The following is a 19,644-nucleotide window of genomic DNA, read 5'->3' on the forward strand; positions in this document are numbered from 1 at the left end:
CGGCTACCGCTGGGAGGCGGCCCCACCCGCGGGGGCGGGGTTCTCATCCTCAATGATCTCTCCTGTGGCCGTGTTGACGGCAGGACCGGCGGGAACCGACCGGGCGAGGGCCACGGCCACGGCCTCGGCCGTCTTGCGGCCTATGCCCGGGACCTCGCAGATCTGGTCGATTGTCGCCTGTCGGAGCCGCTTCACCGAACCGAAGTGCTTGACCAGGGCCTGCTTGCGGCTCTCGCCGAGGCCGGGCACCTCGTCCAGCGGGCCGGCCTTCAGGCGCTTCCCGCGCTTGTTGCGCTGGTACTGGATGGCGAAGCGGTGGGCTTCGTCACGCACCCGCTGGAGCAGGTAGAGGCCCTCGCTGCTGCGGGGCAGCACCACCGGGTCGTCCTCCCCGGGCAGCCAGACCTCCTCCAGCCGCTTGGCCAGGCCGCACACGGCCACGTCGTCGACGCCGAGCTCCTCCAGGGCCCGCTTGGCGGCGGCGACCTGCGGCTGCCCGCCGTCGACCACGACGAGCTGCGGCGGGTAGGCGAAGCGCTTGGCCCGCCCGTCGTCCTCGGGCGCCTCGCCCTCCTCCGCGTCCCACTCGCCGGTCTTCAGCTTCTCCTGGAGGTAGCGGCGGAAGCGGCGGGAGACCACCTCGTGCATGGAGCGGACGTCGTCCTGCCCCTCGAAGGACTTGATCTGGAAGCGCCGGTACTCGCTCTTGCGGGCGAGCCCGTCCTCGAAGACCACCATCGAGGCGACCACGTCGTCGCCCTGGAGGTGGGAGATGTCGAAGCACTCGATGCGCAGCGGGGCGCTGTCCAGCTCCAGGGCCTCGGCGATCTCCTCCAGGGCCCGGGAGCGGGTGGTGAGGTCGCTGGCGCGCTTGGTCTTGTGCAGGGCGAGGGACTGCTGCGCGTTGCGGTGGACGGTCTCCATGAGGGCCTTCTTGTCGCCGCGCTGCGGGATGCGCAGGCTGACGCCGGACCCGCGGCGCCCGGCGAGCCACTGGCTCAGGGCGGGGGCGTCCTCGGGCAGCGCGGGGACCAGCACCTCCTTGGGGACGGACTCGCCGGTCTCCTCCCCGTAGAGCTGCTGGAGCGCGTGCTCGACCAGCCCGGCGGTGTCCACGGCCTCGACCTTGTCGGTGACCCAGCCGCGCTGGCCGCGGACCCGGCCGCCGCGTACGTGGAAGATCTGCACGGCGGCCTCGAGCTCGTCCTCGGCCACCGCGACGAGGTCCGCGTCGGTGGCGTCGGTGAACACCACGGCGTTCTTCTCCATGGCCCGGCGCAGCGCCCCGATGTCGTCGCGGAGCCGGGCGGCCTTCTCGTACTCCATCTCCTCGGCCGCCTGGTGCATCTCCTTCTCCAGCCGGGAGAGGTAGGTGCCGGTGCGGCCGGCCATGAAGTCGCAGAAGTCCTCGGCCAGTTCGCGGTGCTCCTCGGGGGTGACCCGGCCGACGCAGGGCGCGGAGCACTTGCCGATGTAGCCGAGCAGGCAGGGGCGGCCGATCTGCGCGGAGCGCTTGAACACGCCCGCGGAGCAGGTCCGTACCGGGAAGACCCGGAGCATCAGGTCGACGGTCTCGCGGATGGCCCAGGCGTGGCCGTACGGACCGAAGTAGCGCACGCCCCGCTTCTTGGGCCCGCGCATGACCTGGACGCGGGGGTAGTCCTCGTTCATCGTCACGGCGAGGGAGGGGTAGCTCTTGTCGTCGCGGTACTTGACGTTGAACCGCGGGTCGTACTCCTTGATCCACGAGTACTCGAGCTGGAGCGCCTCCACCTCGGTGGACACCACGGTCCACTCCACGGAGGCGGCCGTGGTCACCATGGTGGCGGTACGGGGATGCAGGCCGGCGATGTCCTGGAAGTAGCTCGCCAGGCGCTGGCGCAGGCTCTTGGCCTTCCCGACGTAGATCACCCGGCGGTGCTCGTCGCGGAACCGGTACACCCCTGGGGAGTCGGGGACCTGTCCCGGCTTGGGTCGGTAACTGGAAGGGTCGGCCATGCCAACCACCCTACTGGCGCCCTCCGACAACCGGCCGTACGCCCGCGTCCCGCCGGGCGCGGCTCGAGGACCCGGGGCTCCGCCCCAGGAGCGGACCGCAGGGCCCGGCCGGCGGAGCCGGGCCCTGCGGGGGCGGGTCAGGCCTCCGCGGATCGGCGGAAGCGGCGTACGCCCAGGACACCCAGCGCCCCGAGAGCGAGCGCACCGGCTCCGCCGACCACGCCGCTCACGGCCGCGTCAGGCTCGGCAGACCCCTCAGCGACCCCCCCGGCCGCGCCCCGCAGGGCGTAGGCGGAGCCGGGAAGCTTGTCCCCGTACGCCTGCGTGACCCGGGTCCGGTAGGCGTCGAGGCTCGTGCCCCCCGCGCCCACCGCCCGCGCCGCGTCCTCGTCCAGCGGCAGCACCCGGCTGCCCCCGGCCACGTACCACGCGTCGATCTGCGGCTCCCGGAACACGGTGCCGCCCGGCAGCTTCTCGGCGCCCAGCTGCGCGTAGCGGAACTCGTCGTCGCCGGTGGCGATGTTCACCACCTGCCAGCCGGCCTCCGTCCGCGCCGTCCACAGCGCGGCCCGCTGCCCGTCCGAGGAGACGGCCTCGCTGGCGAGGAACTCCAGGCGGGCGACGGGCGCCCCCGCCTTCCCCGCGACGAACTCCGGGGAGAGGTGGTGCACCGGTACGGGCTCCCCCGCTATGCGGGGCTGCGCGGTCTCCGGCGAGACCTTCCCCTCGCGGGCGAAGAACCGGGAGACCGTAGCCAGGGTCTCCGGTGCGGCGGCCGCCCGGGCGGCGGCGGCCCGGGTCTCGGCGGTGGCGGCCTGCGGCTGCGGCACGGGGGCCGCGACCGCCTGCGGGGCGAGGACGAGCAGGGCGGCGGAAGCGGCGGAGGCGGCGGCGAGGACCGCGGCGGCGGAGGCGCGCAGGGTCATGGCGGTCACGCCCCGATCCGGTAGAGGGAGTGGGTCCAGGAGAAGGTGCCGTTGTTCACGTACCAGGCGTGCGAGGCCCAGTTGTAGCGGTCGCTGGAGGGCCACGGGTCGCCCCAGTAGACCCAGCTGTTGGCGGTGTCGTAGCCGTAGATGACGTGCATGTGGCCGCCGCCGTTGGACCACTGGATCCGGGTCTCGATCGGGCGGTTGGCGTTGATCTCGGTCTGGACGGTGGAGTACTGGAGCCAGCCGTTCACGTACGAGCCGGCGTTGATGCCGGCCCAGCGCAGGCCGGTCTGGACGTTGCCGAGGGTGGCCTGGTTGTTCGGGCAGTCGGAGCCCTGCTGGCGGTTGAAGGCGGCGTTGCAGAACTGGTTCTGGGTGTGGTTCCGGCCGAACCAGGTGGCGATGGTGTTGCCGCCGGCGGCCCAGCACCAGTTGGTCTTCTGCTGGGCCTGCATGGTGATGTTCAGGCGCTTGTACGCGAGGGCGGATTCGGTGTCGGCGGGGGCGGCGGTGGCGGTTCCGGCGCCGAGGGGCAGGGTGAGCAGCAGGGCGGAGACGAAGGCGGCGAGGGACAGCCGCCGGTTTCGGTGGCGCATCGCGTTCCTCCCGAAGTGGGGATGTGGGGGTGGAGGAGCGCGTCCGGACGCTGTGGAGGAGCATCAGGTGTTGTCGCGATCAGGTCAACACGCTTCAATACGCGGTGACATTGCGGTGTGAACGGTGGGGCCGCGGTGTGAACGGTTACTGCCGTGCCACCTGGTCCCCCGGTGCCGCCGGCGCGGTCCCCCGGGCCGGCGCGAGTGAACGTTCACAGAGGAGTCGCCATGCTGCCGACCGGCGACACGGCGGGCGCACCGGGCCCGGCCGGTATCGCCACGGGCGTGCCGGGCCCGGCAGGCATGGCAGGCACGGCAGAGCTCCGGCAGCTGCTGCGCGGCGGCCCCTTCCACCTCGCCCTGCGCGCCGCCCTCGCCGCCCGCGGCCTGCCCCTGCACCGGGTTCAGCACCGGCTCGCGGCCCGCGGTATCAAGGTCGGCGTCACCAGCCTCAGTTACTGGCAGCAGGGCGCCCGGCGGCCCCGGCACGCGGAGTCCCTGCGGGCCGTCACCGCCCTGGAGGAGATCCTGGAGCTGCCGGACGGGGCCCTGCTCCGGCTGTTGGCCGCCCCCGGTCCCGGGCGCGGCCCGGCCCGCCCGACCGCCCGCCCCTACCGGGCCCTGGTGAGCGTGGGCGCGGCGGTGGAGCAGCTGCTGGCCGCGATGGAGCTGCCTTCCGACGGCGGACTGCACTCGCTGGGCCACCACGAGCGGGTCCGGATCGGGGCGCAGGGCGAGATGCGCACGCGCGAGTCGCAGCAGATCGTGCGCGCCCACCGCGACGGCGTCGACCGCTACCTCGCCATCCATCACGGCGATCCGGGCTGCGATACGTCCCGGATGGAGGTGGCGGCGTACGAGAACTGCCGCACCGGGCGGATCCGGACCCACCGGGAGGCCGGGGTGGTCGTCGCGGAGCTGCTCTTCGACGCCCGGCTGCGGCGCGGGGACACGTACGTCTTCGGCTACGGCATCGAGGACGGCACGGGCGCGCGCAGCGGCGAGTACGTGCGCGGGTTCAGCTACGCGGGCGGCCAGTACATGCTCCAGGTCCGCTTCGACGAGGCGGCCCTGCCGGTGCGCTGCCGCCGCTTCGCCCGTACCGGCCCGCAGGCGCCGCGCACCGGCCTCGCGGACCTCACGCCGAGCGGCCGGCACCGGGCGGTGCACCTGGTGGAGCAGTCGGTGCGGCGCGGGATCCTCGGGATCGCCTGGGACTGGGACTGAGGCGGGCCCCGGGCCCGCAGCGGGTCAGCCCGCCACGAGCCTGCCGTTCTCCGCCTTGACGGGGACGGCGGGCAGCGGGTCGGTGGCCGGGCCCTTCAGCACCTTGCCGGTGGCCACGTCGAAGCGGCTGCCGTGGCAGGGGCAGTTGCCCTCCCCCTCGACGATCTTGTCCAGTACGCAGCCGGCGTGCGTGCACTGGGCGCTGAACGCCTTGTACTCGCCCGCGGCCGGGCAGCTGACGATCAGCTTCCGCTCGCGGTACAGCTTGGCCCCGCCCACCGGCACCTCGGCCGCGGCCCCCAGTTCCACGGGGGCGGTGGGCGTCGCGGGGGTGTTCCCGCCACTGTTGGTCTCGGTCGAGCAGGCCGTGAGGGCCGCTCCGGCGCCGGCTGCTCCCGCGAGCGCGGCGGCGCCCCGCAGAACGGTACGGCGGGCGGGAGACGGCGACGCGGACATGGAACTCTCCTGGTGGAACGGGCCGGGCACGGTGCCCCCGACGATACCGCCGTCCGATGCGGTAGCTTCCCCCGCGTGATCGTCGTCGGCGGAGAAGCCCTCATCGACCTGGTCCCCGTCGCGCGGCCGCCGGGCGCGCTGCTGCCGCGGCCGGGCGGCGGGCCGTACAACACCGCGCTCGCGCTCGGGCGCCTGGGCGCCCAGGTGGCCTTCTGCTCGCGGGTCTCGGCGGACGGCTTCGGCGAGAGCCTGCTGGCCGGGCTCCGCGCGGCCGGGGTGGACCTGTCGCTGGTGCAGCGCGGGCCGGAGCCGACCACCCTCGCCGTGCCCTCGCTGGCCCCGGACGGCTCGGCCTCGTACGGCTTCTACGTCGAGGGCACCGCGGACCGCCTGTTCTCGCTGCCGCCGGCCCTCCCGGAGTCCGTGCGGGCCCTCGCGCTCGGGACCTGCTCGCTGGTCCTGGAGCCGGGCGCGAGCGCGTACGAGGCCCTGCTGCGCCGGGAGTCGCGGCGCGGGCTGCTGACCCTGCTGGACCCCAACATCCGGCCGGCGCTGATCGCGGACCCGGCGGGCTACCGCGCCCGGTTCCTGACGCGGCTGCTGCCGCACGCCTCCGTCCTGAAGCTGTCGGAGGAGGACGCGGCGTGGCTGGGCGGCCGCGTCTGCGACTGGCTGGCGGCGGGTCCGTCGGCGGTGGTGCTGACGCGGGGCGCGGCGGGGCTGACGGTGTGGACCCGGGAGGGCGGGGAGCACTCGGTGGCGGCCCGCGCGGTCGCCGTGGCGGACACGATCGGGGCGGGTGACACCGTCAACGCGGCCCTGCTGCACCGGCTTTCGGGCGCGGGGACCGGGCCGGTGGACTGGCCGGACGTCCTGGGCTACGCCGCCCGCGCGGCGGCCCTGACCTGCACCCGCGCGGGCGCGGAACCGCCGTACGCGGCCGAGCTCGGGTCATGAGCAGCCCCCGGGCCCGGCGCACGGGGGCGCCTGCCCAGCCGGTGCCCGGCGCCTGAGGTACTGGGGCCCCGGGCGGAGGCCCGGGCGGGGAACCCCCGGCAGCGGCGCCGCACACGGCGTAGGGGCCCGGCACCAGCCGGACCCCTACGCTTCGCCCGGCCCGGCGCTACGCCTTGCGCGTCCGCGCCGTCGCCTTCTTGGCCGGGGCGGCGGCCTTCTTCGTGGCGGCCTTCGCGGCGACCGTCTTCTTGGCCGCCGGCTTCCTGGCCGCCGCCTTCTTCCCGGTGGCCCGTGCCGGCAGCGCCCCGTCGGAAACCCGGTCCGCGCCCAGGATGTCCCGCAGGAACTTGCCCGTGTGGCTGGCGCCCACCGAGGCGACCTGCTCCGGTGTGCCCTCGGCCACCACCAGGCCACCGCCGTAGCCGCCCTCGGGGCCCATGTCGATGACCCAGTCGGCGGTCTTGATGACGTCCAGGTTGTGCTCGATGACGATCACCGAGTTCCCCTTGTCCACCAGCCCCGACAGGACCTTGATCAGCTTCGAGATGTCCTCGAAGTGCAGACCCGTCGTCGGCTCGTCCAGCACGTACACCGTCCGGCCCGTCGACCGCTTCTGCAGCTCCGACGCCAGCTTCACGCGCTGCGCCTCACCGCCCGACAGCGTCGGCGCCGACTGGCCGAGCCGGACGTACCCCAGCCCCACCTCGTTCAGCGTCCGCAGGTGCCGCGAGATCGTCGGCACCGCCTCGAAGAAGTCCAGCGCCTCCTCGATCGGCATGTTGAGGACTTCCGCGATGGACTTGCCCTTGTAGTGGACCTCCAGCGTCTCCCGGTTGTACCGGTCGCCGTGGCAGACCTCGCACGGGACGTACACGTCCGGCAGGAAGTTCATCTCGATCTTGATCGTGCCGTCGCCGGAGCAGTTCTCGCACCGGCCGCCCTTCACGTTGAAGGAGAAGCGGCCCGGCAGGTAGCCGCGCACCTTCGCCTCCATGGTCTCCGCGAACAGCTTGCGCACGTGGTCGAAGACGCCGGTGTACGTGGCCGGGTTCGACCTCGGCGTGCGGCCGATCGGCGACTGGTCGACGTGCACGACCTTGTCGACGAGGTCGTCGCCGTCCACCCGGGTGTGCCGCCCCGGCACCGAGCGGGCGCCGTTCAGCTCGCGCGCCAGGTGCGTGTAGAGGATGTCGTTGACCAGCGTCGACTTGCCGGAACCCGACACACCGGTCACGGCCGTGAGCACGCCCAGCGGGAACGCGACGTCGATGTCCTGGAGGTTGTTCTCCTTGGCGCCGTGGACGGTCAGCTTCCGCTCGCCGTTCACGGGCCGGCGCACGTCCGGGATCGCGATGGACCGCTTGCCCGACAGGTACTGCCCGGTCATCGACTCGGAGTTCTTCAGCAGCTCCTTGAGCGAACCGCTGTGCACGACCTTGCCGCCGTGCTCACCCGCGCCGGGGCCGATGTCCACGACCCAGTCGGCCACCTTGATGGTGTCCTCGTCGTGCTCGACCACGATCAGCGTGTTGCCCATGTCCCGCAGCCGCACCAGCGTCTCGATCAGCCGGTGGTTGTCGCGCTGGTGCAGGCCGATGGAGGGCTCGTCCAGTACGTAGAGCACGCCGACCAGGCCGGAACCGATCTGCGTGGCGAGGCGGATGCGCTGGGCCTCGCCGCCCGACAGGGTGCCGGCGGCGCGGTTCAGCGACAGGTAGTCCAGGCCGACGTCGACGAGGAAGCGGAGCCGCTCGTTGACCTCCTTGAGGACCCGCTCGGCGATCTTCTTGTCGCGGGCGTCGAGCCGCATCCGGCCGAGGAAGTCCGCGCACTCGCTGATCGACATGGCGGCGACCTCGGCGATGGACTTCTCCATCACCGTCACGGCCAGCACGATCGGCTTGAGCCGGGTGCCCTCACAGGTCGGGCAGGGCACCTCGCGCATGTAGCCCTCGAAGCGCTCGCGGCTCGCGTCGCTCTCGGACTCCGCGTGCCGGCGCTTGACGAAGGGCACCGCGCCCTCGAAGGCGGTGGTGTACGCGCGCTCCCGTCCGTACCGGTTGCGGTAGCGGACCTCGATCTGCGTCTTGTGCCCGTACAGCAGGGCCTTCTTCGCGCGCAGCGGCAGTCCGGCCCACGGGATGTCCGTACGGAAGCCCAGCTCCCCGGCCAGGGCGCCGATCAGCCGCTGGAAGTAGTCCTTGGTGTGACCGAGCGACCACGGCGAGACCGCGCCCTCGTCCAGGGACTTCTCCTCGTCCGGAATGATCAGTTCCGGGTCCACCTCCATGCGGGTGCCGATGCCCGTGCACTCGGGGCAGGCGCCGAAGGGCGAGTTGAAGGAGAAGGAGCGCGGCTCCAGCTCCTCGAAGGAGAGGTCGTCGTAGGGGCAGTAGAGGTGCTCGGAGAACATCCGCTCACGCTCGGGGTCGTCCTCGGGGAGGTCGACGAAGTCCAGGATGACCATGCCGCCGGAGAGGCCGAGGGCGGTCTCCACCGAGTCGGTGAGCCGGCGCTTGGCGCTGTCCTTGACGGTGAGGCGGTCGATGACCACCTCGATGGTGTGCTTCTCCTGCTTCTTCAGGGTGGGCGGCTCGGAGAGCTGGACGGTCTGCCCGTCCACCCGCGCCCGGCTGTAGCCCTTGGTCTGCAGGTCGGCGAAGAGGTCGACGAATTCGCCCTTGCGCTCGCGCACCAGGGGCGAGAGCACCTGGAAGCGGCTGCCCTCGGGGAGCGCGAGCACCCTGTCGACGATCGCCTGCGGCGACTGGCGGGAGATGGGGCGCCGGCACTCGGGGCAGTGCGGCTTGCCGATGCGGGCGAAGAGGAGGCGGAGGTAGTCGTAGACCTCGGTGATGGTGCCCACGGTCGAGCGCGGGTTGCGCGAGGTCGACTTCTGGTCGATCGAGACGGCCGGCGAGAGCCCCTCGATGAAGTCGACGTCGGGCTTGTCCATCTGCCCGAGGAACTGACGGGCGTACGACGAGAGCGACTCGACGTAGCGGCGCTGGCCCTCGGCGAAGATCGTGTCGAAGGCCAGGGAGGACTTGCCCGACCCGGAGAGTCCGGTGAAGACGATGAGTGAGTCGCGGGGCAGGTCGAGCGAGACGTTCTTGAGGTTGTGCTCGCGAGCGCCACGAACGATGAGACGGTCGGTCACGCCGGTCCGCACCTTTCTTGAGAGAGCGGGGGGCACGGGCCCCCGTCCCAGGGTATGGGGGGCGCCACTGCGGTGGAGTTGGAGTCTGACTTCCGAGCGTATAGCACGCACATTCGATTTACGGCACTCCGCCAGCCGCTTCACCCGATCGTGTGGCCGACGGCCCTGGAGCACTAGGCTCGGTCCCATGACTGATCATGTGCACGACCTGCGATCTGTACGTGAAGCGACGGACCGGCTGCTGACCGCGGTCGCGAAGCTGGACAACGCCTCTCTCGCCGCGGAGTCACACCTCCCCGGCTGGAGCCGCGGCCACATCCTGGCCCACCTGGCACGCAACGCGGACGCCCTCGTCAACGTCCTCGAGGGGCGCCCGATGTACGAGAGCGCCGAAACCCGCGACGCGGACATCGCCCGCGACGCCGGCCGTTCCCTGGAACAACACCTGACGGACCTCCGTGATTCCGGGGCCCGCTTCCTCGCCGCCACCGAGCGGGACCAGGACTGGTCCCGCACCGTCGAGCTGCGCAACGGGGTCACGGACCTCGCCGCCCACGTGCCCTTCCGCCGCCTCGTCGAGGTCGAGCTGCACCACGTCGACCTGGACATCGGCTACGGGCTGCGCGACCTGCCCGCGGAGTTCACCGGCCGCGAGATCGCCTTCCTCGCCGACCGCTGGTCGGGGCGTCCCGAGGTGCCGCCGGTCACGCTGCGGGCCCCCTCCGGCACGCTCTGGCACACCGGCGGCACGGAGGGCACCCCGGTGGCCCTGGAAGGCCCCGAGGACGAGCTGCTCGGCTGGCTGGCCGGGCGCGGTCCGCGGGGCGCCGGACTCACCGTCACGGCCGGCGACGGCCTTCCCGTACTCCCGCCGCTCTAGATCAGACGCCTCTAGGATCAAAGACATGACGTACACCGGAGAGGTCAAGGTCGGCGGTCCGGCCGACGTGCACGAGCTCGCGGACCTGATGATTTCCAAGGTCGCGGTGGGCCCGATGAACAACAACGCGTACCTGCTGCGCTGCCGGGCCACCGACGAGCAGCTGCTGATCGACGCGGCCGCGGACGCGGACACGCTGCTGAGCCTGATCGGCGACGACGGCATCACGTCCGTCGTCACCACCCACCAGCACGGCGACCACTGGGGCGCGCTCCAGGCCGTGGTCGAGGCGACGGGGGCGACCACCTACGCCGGCGTCTACGACGCCGAGGGGATCCCCGTGGCCACCGACGTCCCGGTGGCGGACGGGGACGCCGTGCGCGTCGGACGGGTCGAGCTCACCGCGCGCCACCTGGTCGGGCACACCCCCGGCTCGATCGCCCTGATCTACGACGACCCGCACGGGCACCCGCACGTCTTCACCGGCGACTGCCTCTTCCCGGGCGGCGTCGGCAACACGTGGGACGACCCTAAGGCCTTCGCGAGCCTGATCGACGACGTCCAGCACAAGATCTTCGACCGGCTGCCGGACGAGACCTGGATCTACCCGGGCCACGGCAACGACACCACGCTCGGCGCCGAGCGTCCGCACCTGGCCGAGTGGCGCGAACGCGGCTGGTAGGTCCGCAACCCGTCAACTTCCCGACGCGGGGCACCCCTTCCGGCCGATGATGGCCGAACGCACGTCCCGGGGGCCGGGGAGGAGGTATCTGCTGCACCATGCAACACGACCCCTCCCCGTCCCCCACCGCGCCTCCCCCCACCCCCCCGATGCTGCGCCTGGCCTCGGCCTCCCTCGCCGGAACCGCCATCGAGTTCTATGACTTCTTCGTCTACGGAACGGCCGCGGCCCTCGTCCTCGGCCCGCTCTTCTTCCCGTCCTTCTCCCCGCTCGCCGGCACCCTCGCCGCCTTCGGCACCTTCGGCGTCGGCTTCCTCGCCCGCCCGCTCGGCTCGGCGGTTTTCGGCCACATCGGCGACCGCCACGGACGGCGTCCGGTGCTCCTCGCCTCCCTGCTGCTGACCGGCCTCGCCACCGTCGCCGTCGGGTGCGTGCCGACGTACGACTCGATCGGCGTGGCCGCCCCCGTGCTGCTGCTCGTGCTGCGCTTCCTGCAGGGCCTGGGGCTCGGCGGTGAATGGGGCGGCGCGGTCCTGCTGACCGCCGAGCACGCTCCCGAACGGCGGCGCGGCCTGTGGTCGAGCTTCCCGCAGATCGGTCCGCCGGTGGGCTTCCTGCTGGCCAACGGCATCGTCCTCGCCCTGTCGGCGACCCTGACCGACGCCCAGTTCGCTTCGTGGGGCTGGCGGATCCCCTTCTGGGCGGCCGGGGTGCTGGCCCTGGCGGGGCTGTGGCTGCGCCACTCGGTGGAGGAGACCCCGCAGTTCCGGGCGCTGGCCACGAGCGGCCGGCGGGCGGACGCCCCGCTGGCGGAGGTGGTCCGCGGCCACTGGCGGCTGCTCCTGCTCACCGGCGGGGCGCTGGCCGTGGGGTACGCCGTCTTCTACGCGGTGACCACCTGGTCCCTCGCGTACGCGACCGAGCGCCTCGGCATGGGCCGTACGACGGTGCTGGCGTGCGTCATGGGCGCCGTCGCACTGATGGGCGTGATGACCCCGCCGCTGGCGGTGCTCGGCGACCGGTACGGCCGGCGGCCGCTGTGCCTGGCCGGGTCGGCGGCCTGCGTGCTGTGGATGTTCCCGCTGGTGGCCCTGCTGGGCACGGCCGATCCGCTGCTGATGACGGTGGGCTTCGTCGTGGCGCTGCTGGGCATGGTGACGATGTTCGCGGTGGTGGGCGCGTACCTGCCGGAGCTGTACGCCCCGCGGATCCGCTGCACCGGCGCGGCCGTCGGCTACAACCTGGGCGGTGTCCTGGGCGGGGCGCTGACCCCGATCGTGGCGACGGCGCTCGCGGACGGCTCCGGCCCGCAGTGGGGTGTGGCGGTGTACCTGAGCGCGATCGCCCTGGTCAGCCTGGTCTGCTTCGCGCTGCTGCCGGAGACGGGCCCGGCGGTCGTGCGCTCGCGGTCGGGCGCCGGGGCGCCCGCGGGCGCGGAAACGGGGGCGGCCGAAGCGGCCGCCCCCGCGTAGCCCCGCAGGACGTCAGGCGTCGATGCTCTCCGGGCGGGCGGCGGCCTCGGCCGCCGCCTGCTTCTTCGAGGCGATCAGGCTGGTGATCGTGGTGAGGACCAGGACACCGCAGATGACACCCAGGGAGACCGGGATCGAGATGACCGGGACGTGCAGCCCGGACTCGTGGAGCGCGTGCAGCACCAGCTTGACGCCGATGAAGCCCAGGATGACCGACAGGCCGTAGCTGAGGTGGACCAGCTTCTTGAGCAGGCCGCCGATCAGGAAGTACAGCTGGCGCAGGCCCATCAGGGCGAAGGCGTTGGCGGTGAAGACGATGTACGGGTCCTGGGTCAGGCCGAAGATCGCGGGGATGGAGTCCAGGGCGAACAGCACGTCGGTGGTGCCGATGGCGAGCATGACGACCATCAGCGGGGTCAGGACGCGCTTGCCGTTGTTCTGGATGAAGAGCTTGGTGCCGTGGTAGCGGTCGGCGACGCCGAACTTCTTCTCCACGGACTTGAGCAGGCGGTTCTCCTCGAACTCGTCCTCCTCCTCACCCTTGCGGGCCTCCTGGATCAGCTTCCACGCGGTGTAGATCAGGAACGCGCCGAAGATGTAGAACACCCAGGAGAAGCTGGCGATGATCGCCGCGCCGGCCGCGATGAAGATCGCGCGGAGCACCAGGGCGATCAGGACGCCCACGAGCAGGACGCGCTGCTGCAGGTGCGAGGGCACCGAGAACTTCGCCATGATCAGGACGAAGACGAAGAGGTTGTCCACGCTCAGGGACTTCTCGGTGATGAAGCCCGCGAAGAACTCCTGCGAGGCCTGGCCGTTCCCGAAGAACCACAGGCCGAGGCCGAAGAGTGCGGCGAGGACGATCCAGACGACCGTCCAGGTGCCGGCTTCCTTGATCGATACGTCGTGGGGCTTGCGGCCGATGAAGAAATCGGCGCCGATGAGAAGGGTCAGACCGAGAATGGTCATGGCCCACAGGGCCCAGGAAACTTCCACGTTGAACACGCCTCCGGCGGATGGCTCAGCACTTCGTCAGCGTCATCGCTGCCGGAGGTCTCTTCCACCCGGGCGGCCTGGAGGCCGTGGGCCGACGCCCCGGGACGACTGCGCTTGTGACCGCAGTGGTCCGTATTGACGGGCACGCCGTAGCAGGAAAGCAGGAATACTCCCCTCCGCAGCACCAGGGTACCTGCCGGAGGCGCGGAAGGTAAAGAGAATCCCAAGAAGTGGTCAGCGGCAGGTCATGGACCTGCCGCCGGACGTCACGGGCGAGCGCGCCGACGGCCCTCCGCCACCCGCTCCAATGCCTGGTCAAGGACCCTGCTGCCCTGCGGGGGGAGGTCCGGTTCGAAGGTCCAGGCGTGGTGGACCCAGGGATCGGCGAGATGGTTGTCCGGCACCGGCGACAGCCGCATGAGCGAGCGCCACAGCGGATCCAGCAGCGGCCCGTAGGCCGAGGCCTCGTCACGGTCCGCGACCATCAGCAGGTGCACGCCGACCGCCGGGCCCTCGTCGGCGAGGTAGCGGAGCTGGGTGACGGCCCGGTCGTCGAAGCCGTGCGGGAAGTCGTGTACGAGGAGCAGCTGGTCGGCGGTGTCCACGTCGGGCGGCAGGTCCTCGGGGGCGCCGGCCCGCAGCGCCATCTGTACGAGGTCCACCCGCTTGGTCAGCCGTGCCAGGGTCTCGGTGACCCCGGCGGCCCCCGCGGCGGGCGGCCCGGCCAGCACCCCGGCGCGTACGAGGGGCGCCAGCGAGGCGGCTCCGGCTCCGGCCGCGTCGACGACGTGGACGGTGAACCGGTCGGCGGGGTGGACGGCGAGCAGCCGCGCCGCGTGTGCGACGGCCATGTCCATGGCGGCCCGGCGCAGCCGGTCGGTGTCCATGGCCATCGCGGCCTCGGAGCCGGTGCGGCCGTTGTCGATCCACAGCCCGCGCTCCAGGGGGAGCTTCATCAGCATGGGGATGCGCAGGTCGGGGCGCTCGGGCAGGTACAGGTCGCCCAGGCGCAGAGCCAGCGGGTTCTCCTCGGGCAGCCCGGCGGACCGGCCGCCGTGCCAGACCGGGTTGTCCCAGCGGGCGTACGCGGCCGGCAGCGCGGGCTCGACCACCTCCGACTCGGCGACCAGCTGGACGAGGTCCCGGTCGAGGACGGCCCGGGCCTGTGCGACCAGCTCCTCGCGGCGCGCCCGGGCGGTGTCGCGGGCGGCGTTTCCGGAGCCGCCGAGGCGGTGGCGGGGGTCGGACAGTGCCTCGTCGAGCTCGCGGTCCATGCGGGAGTCGGCGAATTCCACTGCGCTGCGGTAGGCGGCGACCGTGCGTGCCAGGTCCTCGAACATGCCCCAGACCTGGTTGTAGAGCCGCTCCTCCATGGACCAGCCGCTGGCGTCGCCCGCGACGGGCCTCGGGGGCTCGCCGGGCTGCTGCGCGGCGGCCGGGCGCGGCGCGGGCTCGGGCGGCTCGGTCGCGGCGGGGCGGCGGCGCGGGTGGGAGTAGCTGATCGTGCTGTCGGCCGGGGCCGCGGGCGTCGCGGCGGGGCCGGCCGTGGGCGTGCCCCCGGCCGTGGGCGTGGAGCCGACCGTGGGCGTGGAGCCGACCGTGGGCGCCGGGCCGGGCGTGGGGGCGGGGCCCGGCGTGCCCGCGTACGGGCTGCCGGACACCGGGACCGCCGGGTCGGGTGCGACCGGGACCGGGTCGGGCGCGACCGGGGCCGCGACGCTGGCGTGCACGCGCGCGGCCAGCTCGGCGGCCGCGGGGGCGGTGAGCCCCTGGTCGGCGAAGAGGGCGGCGAGCCCGCCGGCGTAGCCCTGGCCGACGGCGCGGACCTTCCAGGCTCCCTGGCGGCGGTAGAGCTCGAGGGCGACGACGGCGGTCTCGGCCTCCAGGCCGGTCAGGGTGTACTCGGCCAGCCCGGTGCCGTCCATGTCCGTGACGGCGACGTGCGAGGCCGCGACGGCACCGAAGCGGCCCGGGCCGCCCGGGGGCAGGGAGAGCAGGACGCCGACGCGGTGCACGTCGTCGGCCACCGCGTCGAGGTCGACGGCGAACCGGTGCCGGTCTGCGGAGCCGCCGGGCACCTCCACCCCCGGCAGGTCGCCCGCACCGGGGTGCGCGATCCCTTCCGGGCCGGTCACGGCGCCCCGCTCGTCTCCGAGCGAGGCCAGCGCGAGCACCGGGGTGCCCGCCGAGACCGTGATCCGTACCCGCTGTTCGGACAGGGCATGGTTCTGCCCCCGGACCAGTTCGGCCGCCATCGTCCCGTCTCCCCCCGATCTTCTTCGCTTACAGGTGCGGCAGGATCGCCGGCATCAGGTCCTGGAACGTCCGGCCGTTGGCCGGGTTGCCCAGGGCCGTCATCTGCCAGCCCGCGCCCGCGCGGGACACCTTCGCCATGATCTGCGCGGTGTACTGGCCACCGCCGTCGAGGGTGTACCGGGCCAGCTCCTGGCCGTTGGTCTCGTCGACGATGCGGCAGAACGCGTTCTGCACCTCCTGGAACGTCTGGCCGGTGAACGAGTTCACCGTGAAGACGATCTGGTCGATGTGCACCGGCACCCGCTGCAGGTCGACGAGGATGGCCTCGTCGTCCCCGCCCTGGCCGACGCCGCCGACGAGGTTGTCACCGGTGTGCCGGACCGAGCCGTCGTCGCTCTGCAGGTGCCGGAAGAAGACCACGTCCACCGGCTGCTTGTCGGCGAAGAGCACCGCCGACGCGTCCAGGTCGATCTCCCGGGTCCGCGAGCCGAACAGCCCCCGGCGCTTGGCCGCCTGCCAGCCGAGGCCCATGCGGACCGCTGTCAGCGTGCCCCCGTCCGCCTTCTGCAGACTGATGGCCTGACCCTTGGTCATGTTGACCGTCACGCGCTGTCCCCTCTCCATAGCCCGCCCCTACAACGGGAGCGCAGCGTGTACCTGCGGCTGAGACCCAACCCTACTGACAGGCTCCGGCTCAGGCGAGGCCCGCTTCCTTCATCTGCCGCAGCTCCTTCTTCAGCTCGCTCACCTCGTCCCTGATCCGGGCCGCGACCTCGAACTGGAGCTCCGCGGCCGCCGCGCGCATCCGCTCGGTCATCTCCTCGATGATCCCGGCCAGTTCGGCGGCCGGCCGGTCGGTGACGACCGCGCCCGCCTTGGCGCCCTTCGCGCCCTTCCCGGCCTTGGCCCCCGCCGCCTTGCCGCCGAGCGCGGGCACCGGCGTCTTGGCGGCCTTGCCGTCCTTGGCCTGCCGGTATCCCGTGGCGAGGAGCTCCTCGGTGTCCAGTTCCTCGCGGGCGATGGTGGCGACGATGTCGTTGATCTTCTTGCGCAACGGCTGCGGGTCGATGCCGTTGGCGGTGTTGTAGGCGACCTGCTTCTCGCGGCGGCGGTTCGTCTCGTCGATCGCCTGCGCCATGGCCGGGGTGATGCTGTCGGCGTACATGTGGACCTGGCCGGAGACGTTGCGCGCGGCGCGGCCGATGGTCTGGATCAGCGAGGTGCCGGAGCGCAGGAAGCCCTGCTTGTCGGCGTCGAGGATCGCCACGAGCGAGACCTCGGGCAGGTCGAGGCCCTCGCGCAGCAGGTTGATGCCGACCAGGACGTCGAACTCGCCGGAGCGCAGCTCGCGCAGCAGCTCGATGCGGCGCAGGGTGTCCACGTCGCTGTGCAGGTAGCGGACCTGGATGCCGAGCTCCAGGAAGTAGTCGGTGAGGTCCTCGGCCATCTTCTTGGTGAGGGTGGTGACCAGGACCCGCTCGTCCTTCTCGACCCGCTGCCGGATCTCGTGCACCAGGTCGTCGATCTGGCCCTCGGTGGGCTTGACCACGACCTCGGGGTCGATGAGGCCGGTGGGGCGGATGATCTGCTCGACGAAGCCGTCGCCTCGCGAGAGCTCGTACTTGCCGGGGGTGGCCGAGAGGTAGACGGTCTGGCCGATCCGCTCCTGGAACTCCTCCCACTTCAGCGGCCGGTTGTCGAGGGCGGACGGCAGCCGGAACCCGTGGTCGACCAGGGTCCGCTTGCGCGAGGCGTCGCCCTCGTACATGGCGCCGATCTGCGGGACGGTGACGTGCGACTCGTCGATGACCAGGAGGAAGTCCTCCGGGAAGTAGTCGATGAGGGTGTTGGGCGCGGAGCCCGGCTCGCGGTCGTCCATGTGCAGCGAGTAGTTCTCGATGCCGGAGCAGGACCCGATCTGGCGCATCATCTCCAGGTCGTAGGTGGTGCGCATGCGCAGCCGCTGCGCCTCCAGCATCTTGCCCTGCTTCTCCAGCTCCGCGAGGCGCGCGGCCAGCTCGGTCTCGATGCCGCGGACCGCCTTCTCCATGCGCTCGGGGCCGGCGACGTAGTGGCTGGCGGGGAAGACGTAGAGCTCGCGGTCCTCGCTGATGACCTCGCCGGTCAGCGGGTGCAGGGTGGACAGGGCCTCGATCTCGTCGCCGAACATCTCGATGCGGACGGCCAGTTCCTCGTAGACCGGGAAGATCTCGATGGTGTCGCCGCGCACCCGGAAGGTGCCGCGGGTGAAGGCCACGTCGTTGCGCGCGTACTGGATGTCGACGAAGCGGCGCAGCAGCTGGTCCCGGTCGACCTCCTCGCCGACCTTGAGGGAGACCATCCGGTCGACGTACTCCTGCGGGGTGCCGAGGCCGTAGATGCAGGACACGGAGGCGACGACGATCACGTCGCGCCGGGTCAGCAGCGAGTTGGTCGCGGAGTGGCGCAGCCGCTCGACCTCCTCGTTGATCGAGGAGTCCTTCTCGATGTAGGTGTCCGACTGCGGAACGTAGGCCTCGGGCTGGTAGTAGTCGTAGTACGAGACGAAGTACTCGACGGCGTTGTTCGGCAGGAGCTCGCGGAACTCGTTCGCCAGCTGGGCGGCGAGGGTCTTGTTCGGCGCCATGACCAGGGTGGGGCGCTGAAGCTTCTCGATCATCCAGGCGGTGGTCGCCGACTTGCCGGTGCCGGTCGCACCCAGCAGGACGACATCCTTCTCACCTGCGCGGATGCGCTTCTCCAGCTCGGCGATGGCCGCCGGCTGGTCGCCGCTGGGCTGGTAGGAGCTGACGACCTCGAAAGGCGCCACCGTGCGTTCGATCTTCGATACGGGCCGCATGACTCAACCGTACGACCCCCCACTGACACTCACGTCCCCGCGCGCGGCCGCGCGGCGCGCCCGGCCGGACCGGCCTCACACGTTCTGGTCCGTTTGTCGTAGTTCGGTGGCGGCTCGGTGATCTTCAACCCCATGATCGCGGTGACGGTCCCGCCGTGAAGTGCATCGCCACAACGTCTGCCGCTCCGCACCCGTCTGACGCAGGAACAGGGCTCACGACCCGAGGAGAACGCACATGTACGTCCGACCCGCCGCCGCGGCAGCCGCCGCGTTGCTGGGCTTCACCCTCACCGTGCTGGGCGGGACGGCCTCGTACGCCGCCACCGGCCCCGGCCCCGTCCCCGGGCCGCCAGGGCTCCTGGGGAACCCCGTCGTGTACGCCCACCGGGGGGCTTCCGCCTACGCCCCGGAGAACACCCTCGACGCGGTCGACCTGGCGATGCGGCTGGGCTTCGACTGGGTGGAGAACGACGTGCAGCGCACCAAGGACGGCGAGCTGGTCGTCGTCCACGACGACACCCTGTCCCGGACCACCGACGTCGAGCAGGTCTTCCCGGACCGCGGCCCCTGGCGGGTCAGGGACTTCACGGCGGCGGAGATCGCCCGGCTGGACGCCGGCAGCTGGTTCGGCCAGGAGTACACGGGCGCCCGGGTGCCGACCCTGCGGGAGTACCTCGACCGGGTGCAGCGCAACCAGCAGCGGCTGCTCCTGGAGATCAAGAAGCCCGAGCTCTACCCCGGGATCGAGCAGCAGACCCTGAAGGTGCTGGACGAGGCGGGCTGGCTCGACGCGTGGCACGTGCAGCAGCGCCTGGTGGTGCAGAGCTTCAGCGCCGACTGCGTGCGCCTCGTCCACGAGCTGCGCCCGGACCTCGTGACGGCCTTCCTCGGCACCCCGGCGGTGGCGGACCTGCCGCGGTACGCGCGGTTCACCGACCGGATCAACCCGTGGCACACCACGATCTCGGCCGAATGGGTCGCCGCGGTGCACGGGCTGCTCGGCGCCCACGGCCGGACCATGGAGGTGGACACCTGGATCGTGGACGACGCCACGACCGCCCGGAAGGTGCGGGCCATGGGCGTGGACGGGATCATCACCAACGCCCCGGACGTGGTCCAGGAGGCGGTGGGGGGCTACTGGCAGGGGTGACGCGGGCGGGCGGCTCGGGTTCGCGCGGTCGGCTTCGGCCCTG

General features: G+C 72.1%; 15 protein-coding genes. 6 read left to right on the forward strand and 9 right to left on the reverse strand.

What is annotated here, in order from left to right:
• Positions 1-3 precede the first annotated feature (3 nt).
• The 3 genes from uvrC to BGK67_RS10235 form a co-directional block, all read right to left on the reverse strand.
• Positions 4-1,998, reverse strand: a complete 1,995-nt coding sequence (gene uvrC / locus BGK67_RS10225) for an excinuclease ABC subunit UvrC (protein ID WP_069919779.1) — start codon at positions 1,996-1,998, stop codon at positions 4-6.
• A 137-nt stretch (positions 1,999-2,135) separates the two neighbouring features.
• The gene (locus BGK67_RS10230) at positions 2,136-2,924 is read right to left on the reverse strand and encodes a hypothetical protein (protein ID WP_069923761.1); all 789 of its coding nucleotides are present in this window, start codon (positions 2,922-2,924) and stop codon (positions 2,136-2,138) included.
• A 5-nt stretch (positions 2,925-2,929) separates the two neighbouring features.
• Positions 2,930-3,526: a papain-like cysteine protease family protein gene (locus BGK67_RS10235; RefSeq protein ID WP_069919780.1), complete on the reverse strand. Its 597-nt coding sequence runs from the start codon at positions 3,524-3,526 to the stop codon at positions 2,930-2,932.
• 303 nt (positions 3,527-3,829) lie between these two features.
• On the opposite strand from BGK67_RS10235, the gene BGK67_RS10240 reads away from it, so the two are divergent.
• Positions 3,830-4,753 (forward strand): hypothetical protein, encoded by a 924-nt coding sequence (locus BGK67_RS10240; protein ID WP_069923762.1) that lies wholly within the window; start codon positions 3,830-3,832, stop codon positions 4,751-4,753.
• Between the two features lie 24 nt (positions 4,754-4,777).
• Here BGK67_RS10240 and BGK67_RS10245 read toward each other — a convergent pair whose 3' ends face one another.
• Complete coding sequence (locus BGK67_RS10245) at positions 4,778-5,209, reverse strand: Rieske (2Fe-2S) protein (protein ID WP_069919781.1); 432 nt, start codon at positions 5,207-5,209, stop codon at positions 4,778-4,780.
• 75 nt (positions 5,210-5,284) lie between these two features.
• On the opposite strand from BGK67_RS10245, the gene BGK67_RS10250 reads away from it, so the two are divergent.
• A complete protein-coding gene (locus tag BGK67_RS10250) occupies positions 5,285-6,166 on the forward strand; it encodes a carbohydrate kinase family protein (RefSeq protein ID WP_069923763.1) in 882 nt (293 codons plus the stop codon).
• Positions 6,167-6,332: 166 nt separating this feature from the next.
• Here BGK67_RS10250 and uvrA read toward each other — a convergent pair whose 3' ends face one another.
• The gene (gene uvrA / locus BGK67_RS10255) at positions 6,333-9,326 is read right to left on the reverse strand and encodes an excinuclease ABC subunit UvrA (protein WP_069919782.1); all 2,994 of its coding nucleotides are present in this window, start codon (positions 9,324-9,326) and stop codon (positions 6,333-6,335) included.
• A 187-nt stretch (positions 9,327-9,513) separates the two neighbouring features.
• On the opposite strand from uvrA, the gene BGK67_RS10260 reads away from it, so the two are divergent.
• From BGK67_RS10260 to BGK67_RS10270, 3 genes are all read left to right on the forward strand, one after another.
• Entirely contained in the window at positions 9,514-10,206 is a 693-nt protein-coding gene (locus BGK67_RS10260) for a maleylpyruvate isomerase family mycothiol-dependent enzyme (RefSeq protein ID WP_069919783.1), read from the forward strand.
• 25 nt (positions 10,207-10,231) lie between these two features.
• Complete coding sequence (locus BGK67_RS10265) at positions 10,232-10,888, forward strand: MBL fold metallo-hydrolase (protein ID WP_069919784.1); 657 nt, start codon at positions 10,232-10,234, stop codon at positions 10,886-10,888.
• A gap of 149 nt (positions 10,889-11,037) precedes the next feature.
• Positions 11,038-12,360, forward strand: coding sequence for an MFS transporter (locus tag BGK67_RS10270; RefSeq protein ID WP_069923764.1), 1,323 nt, complete (start codon positions 11,038-11,040; stop codon positions 12,358-12,360).
• Positions 12,361-12,372: 12 nt separating this feature from the next.
• Here the strand turns inward: BGK67_RS10270 and BGK67_RS10275 are convergent, their stop codons facing one another.
• The 4 genes from BGK67_RS10275 to uvrB all read right to left on the reverse strand — a co-directional run bounded on the left by BGK67_RS10275 (position 12,373) and on the right by uvrB (position 18,451).
• Positions 12,373-13,356 carry a TerC family protein gene (locus BGK67_RS10275; protein ID WP_069923765.1) on the reverse strand — a complete coding sequence of 328 codons (984 nt, stop codon included), beginning with the start codon at positions 13,354-13,356 and terminating at the stop codon, positions 12,373-12,375.
• A gap of 266 nt (positions 13,357-13,622) precedes the next feature.
• Complete coding sequence (locus tag BGK67_RS10280) at positions 13,623-15,611, reverse strand: TerD family protein (RefSeq protein ID WP_069919785.1); 1,989 nt, start codon at positions 15,609-15,611, stop codon at positions 13,623-13,625.
• Between the two features lie 28 nt (positions 15,612-15,639).
• On the reverse strand, positions 15,640-16,218 hold the full coding sequence (locus BGK67_RS10285) for a TerD family protein (RefSeq protein ID WP_030762430.1): 579 nt from the start codon (positions 16,216-16,218) through the stop codon (positions 15,640-15,642).
• Between the two features lie 88 nt (positions 16,219-16,306).
• Complete coding sequence (uvrB, locus tag BGK67_RS10290; protein WP_069919786.1) at positions 16,307-18,451, reverse strand: excinuclease ABC subunit UvrB; 2,145 nt, start codon at positions 18,449-18,451, stop codon at positions 16,307-16,309.
• 235 nt (positions 18,452-18,686) lie between these two features.
• On the opposite strand from uvrB, the gene BGK67_RS10295 reads away from it, so the two are divergent.
• A complete protein-coding gene (locus BGK67_RS10295) occupies positions 18,687-19,601 on the forward strand; it encodes a glycerophosphodiester phosphodiesterase (RefSeq protein WP_069919787.1) in 915 nt (304 codons plus the stop codon).
• Positions 19,602-19,644: the final 43 nt, after the last annotated feature.

This window comes from Streptomyces subrutilus, from assembly GCF_001746425.1.
Lineage (GTDB): Bacteria > Actinomycetota > Actinomycetes > Streptomycetales > Streptomycetaceae > Streptomyces > Streptomyces subrutilus_A.

Coding starts and splice junctions, on each gene's coding strand:
- uvrC (WP_069919779.1), bottom strand. CDS start 1,998: ATGGCCGACCCTTCCAGTTACCGACCCAAGCCGGGACAGGTCCCCGAC.
- BGK67_RS10230 (WP_069923761.1), bottom strand. CDS start 2,924: ATGACCCTGCGCGCCTCCGCCGCCGCGGTCCTCGCCGCCGCCTCCGCC.
- BGK67_RS10235 (WP_069919780.1), bottom strand. CDS start 3,526: ATGCGCCACCGAAACCGGCGGCTGTCCCTCGCCGCCTTCGTCTCCGCC.
- BGK67_RS10240 (WP_069923762.1), top strand. CDS start 3,830: ATGGCAGGCACGGCAGAGCTCCGGCAGCTGCTGCGCGGCGGCCCCTTC.
- BGK67_RS10245 (WP_069919781.1), bottom strand. CDS start 5,209: ATGTCCGCGTCGCCGTCTCCCGCCCGCCGTACCGTTCTGCGGGGCGCC.
- BGK67_RS10260 (WP_069919783.1), top strand. CDS start 9,514: ATGACTGATCATGTGCACGACCTGCGATCTGTACGTGAAGCGACGGAC.
- BGK67_RS10265 (WP_069919784.1), top strand. CDS start 10,232: ATGACGTACACCGGAGAGGTCAAGGTCGGCGGTCCGGCCGACGTGCAC.
- BGK67_RS10270 (WP_069923764.1), top strand. CDS start 11,038: ATGCTGCGCCTGGCCTCGGCCTCCCTCGCCGGAACCGCCATCGAGTTC.
- BGK67_RS10280 (WP_069919785.1), bottom strand. CDS start 15,611: ATGGCGGCCGAACTGGTCCGGGGGCAGAACCATGCCCTGTCCGAACAG.
- uvrB (WP_069919786.1), bottom strand. CDS start 18,451: ATGCGGCCCGTATCGAAGATCGAACGCACGGTGGCGCCTTTCGAGGTC.
- BGK67_RS10295 (WP_069919787.1), top strand. CDS start 18,687: ATGTACGTCCGACCCGCCGCCGCGGCAGCCGCCGCGTTGCTGGGCTTC.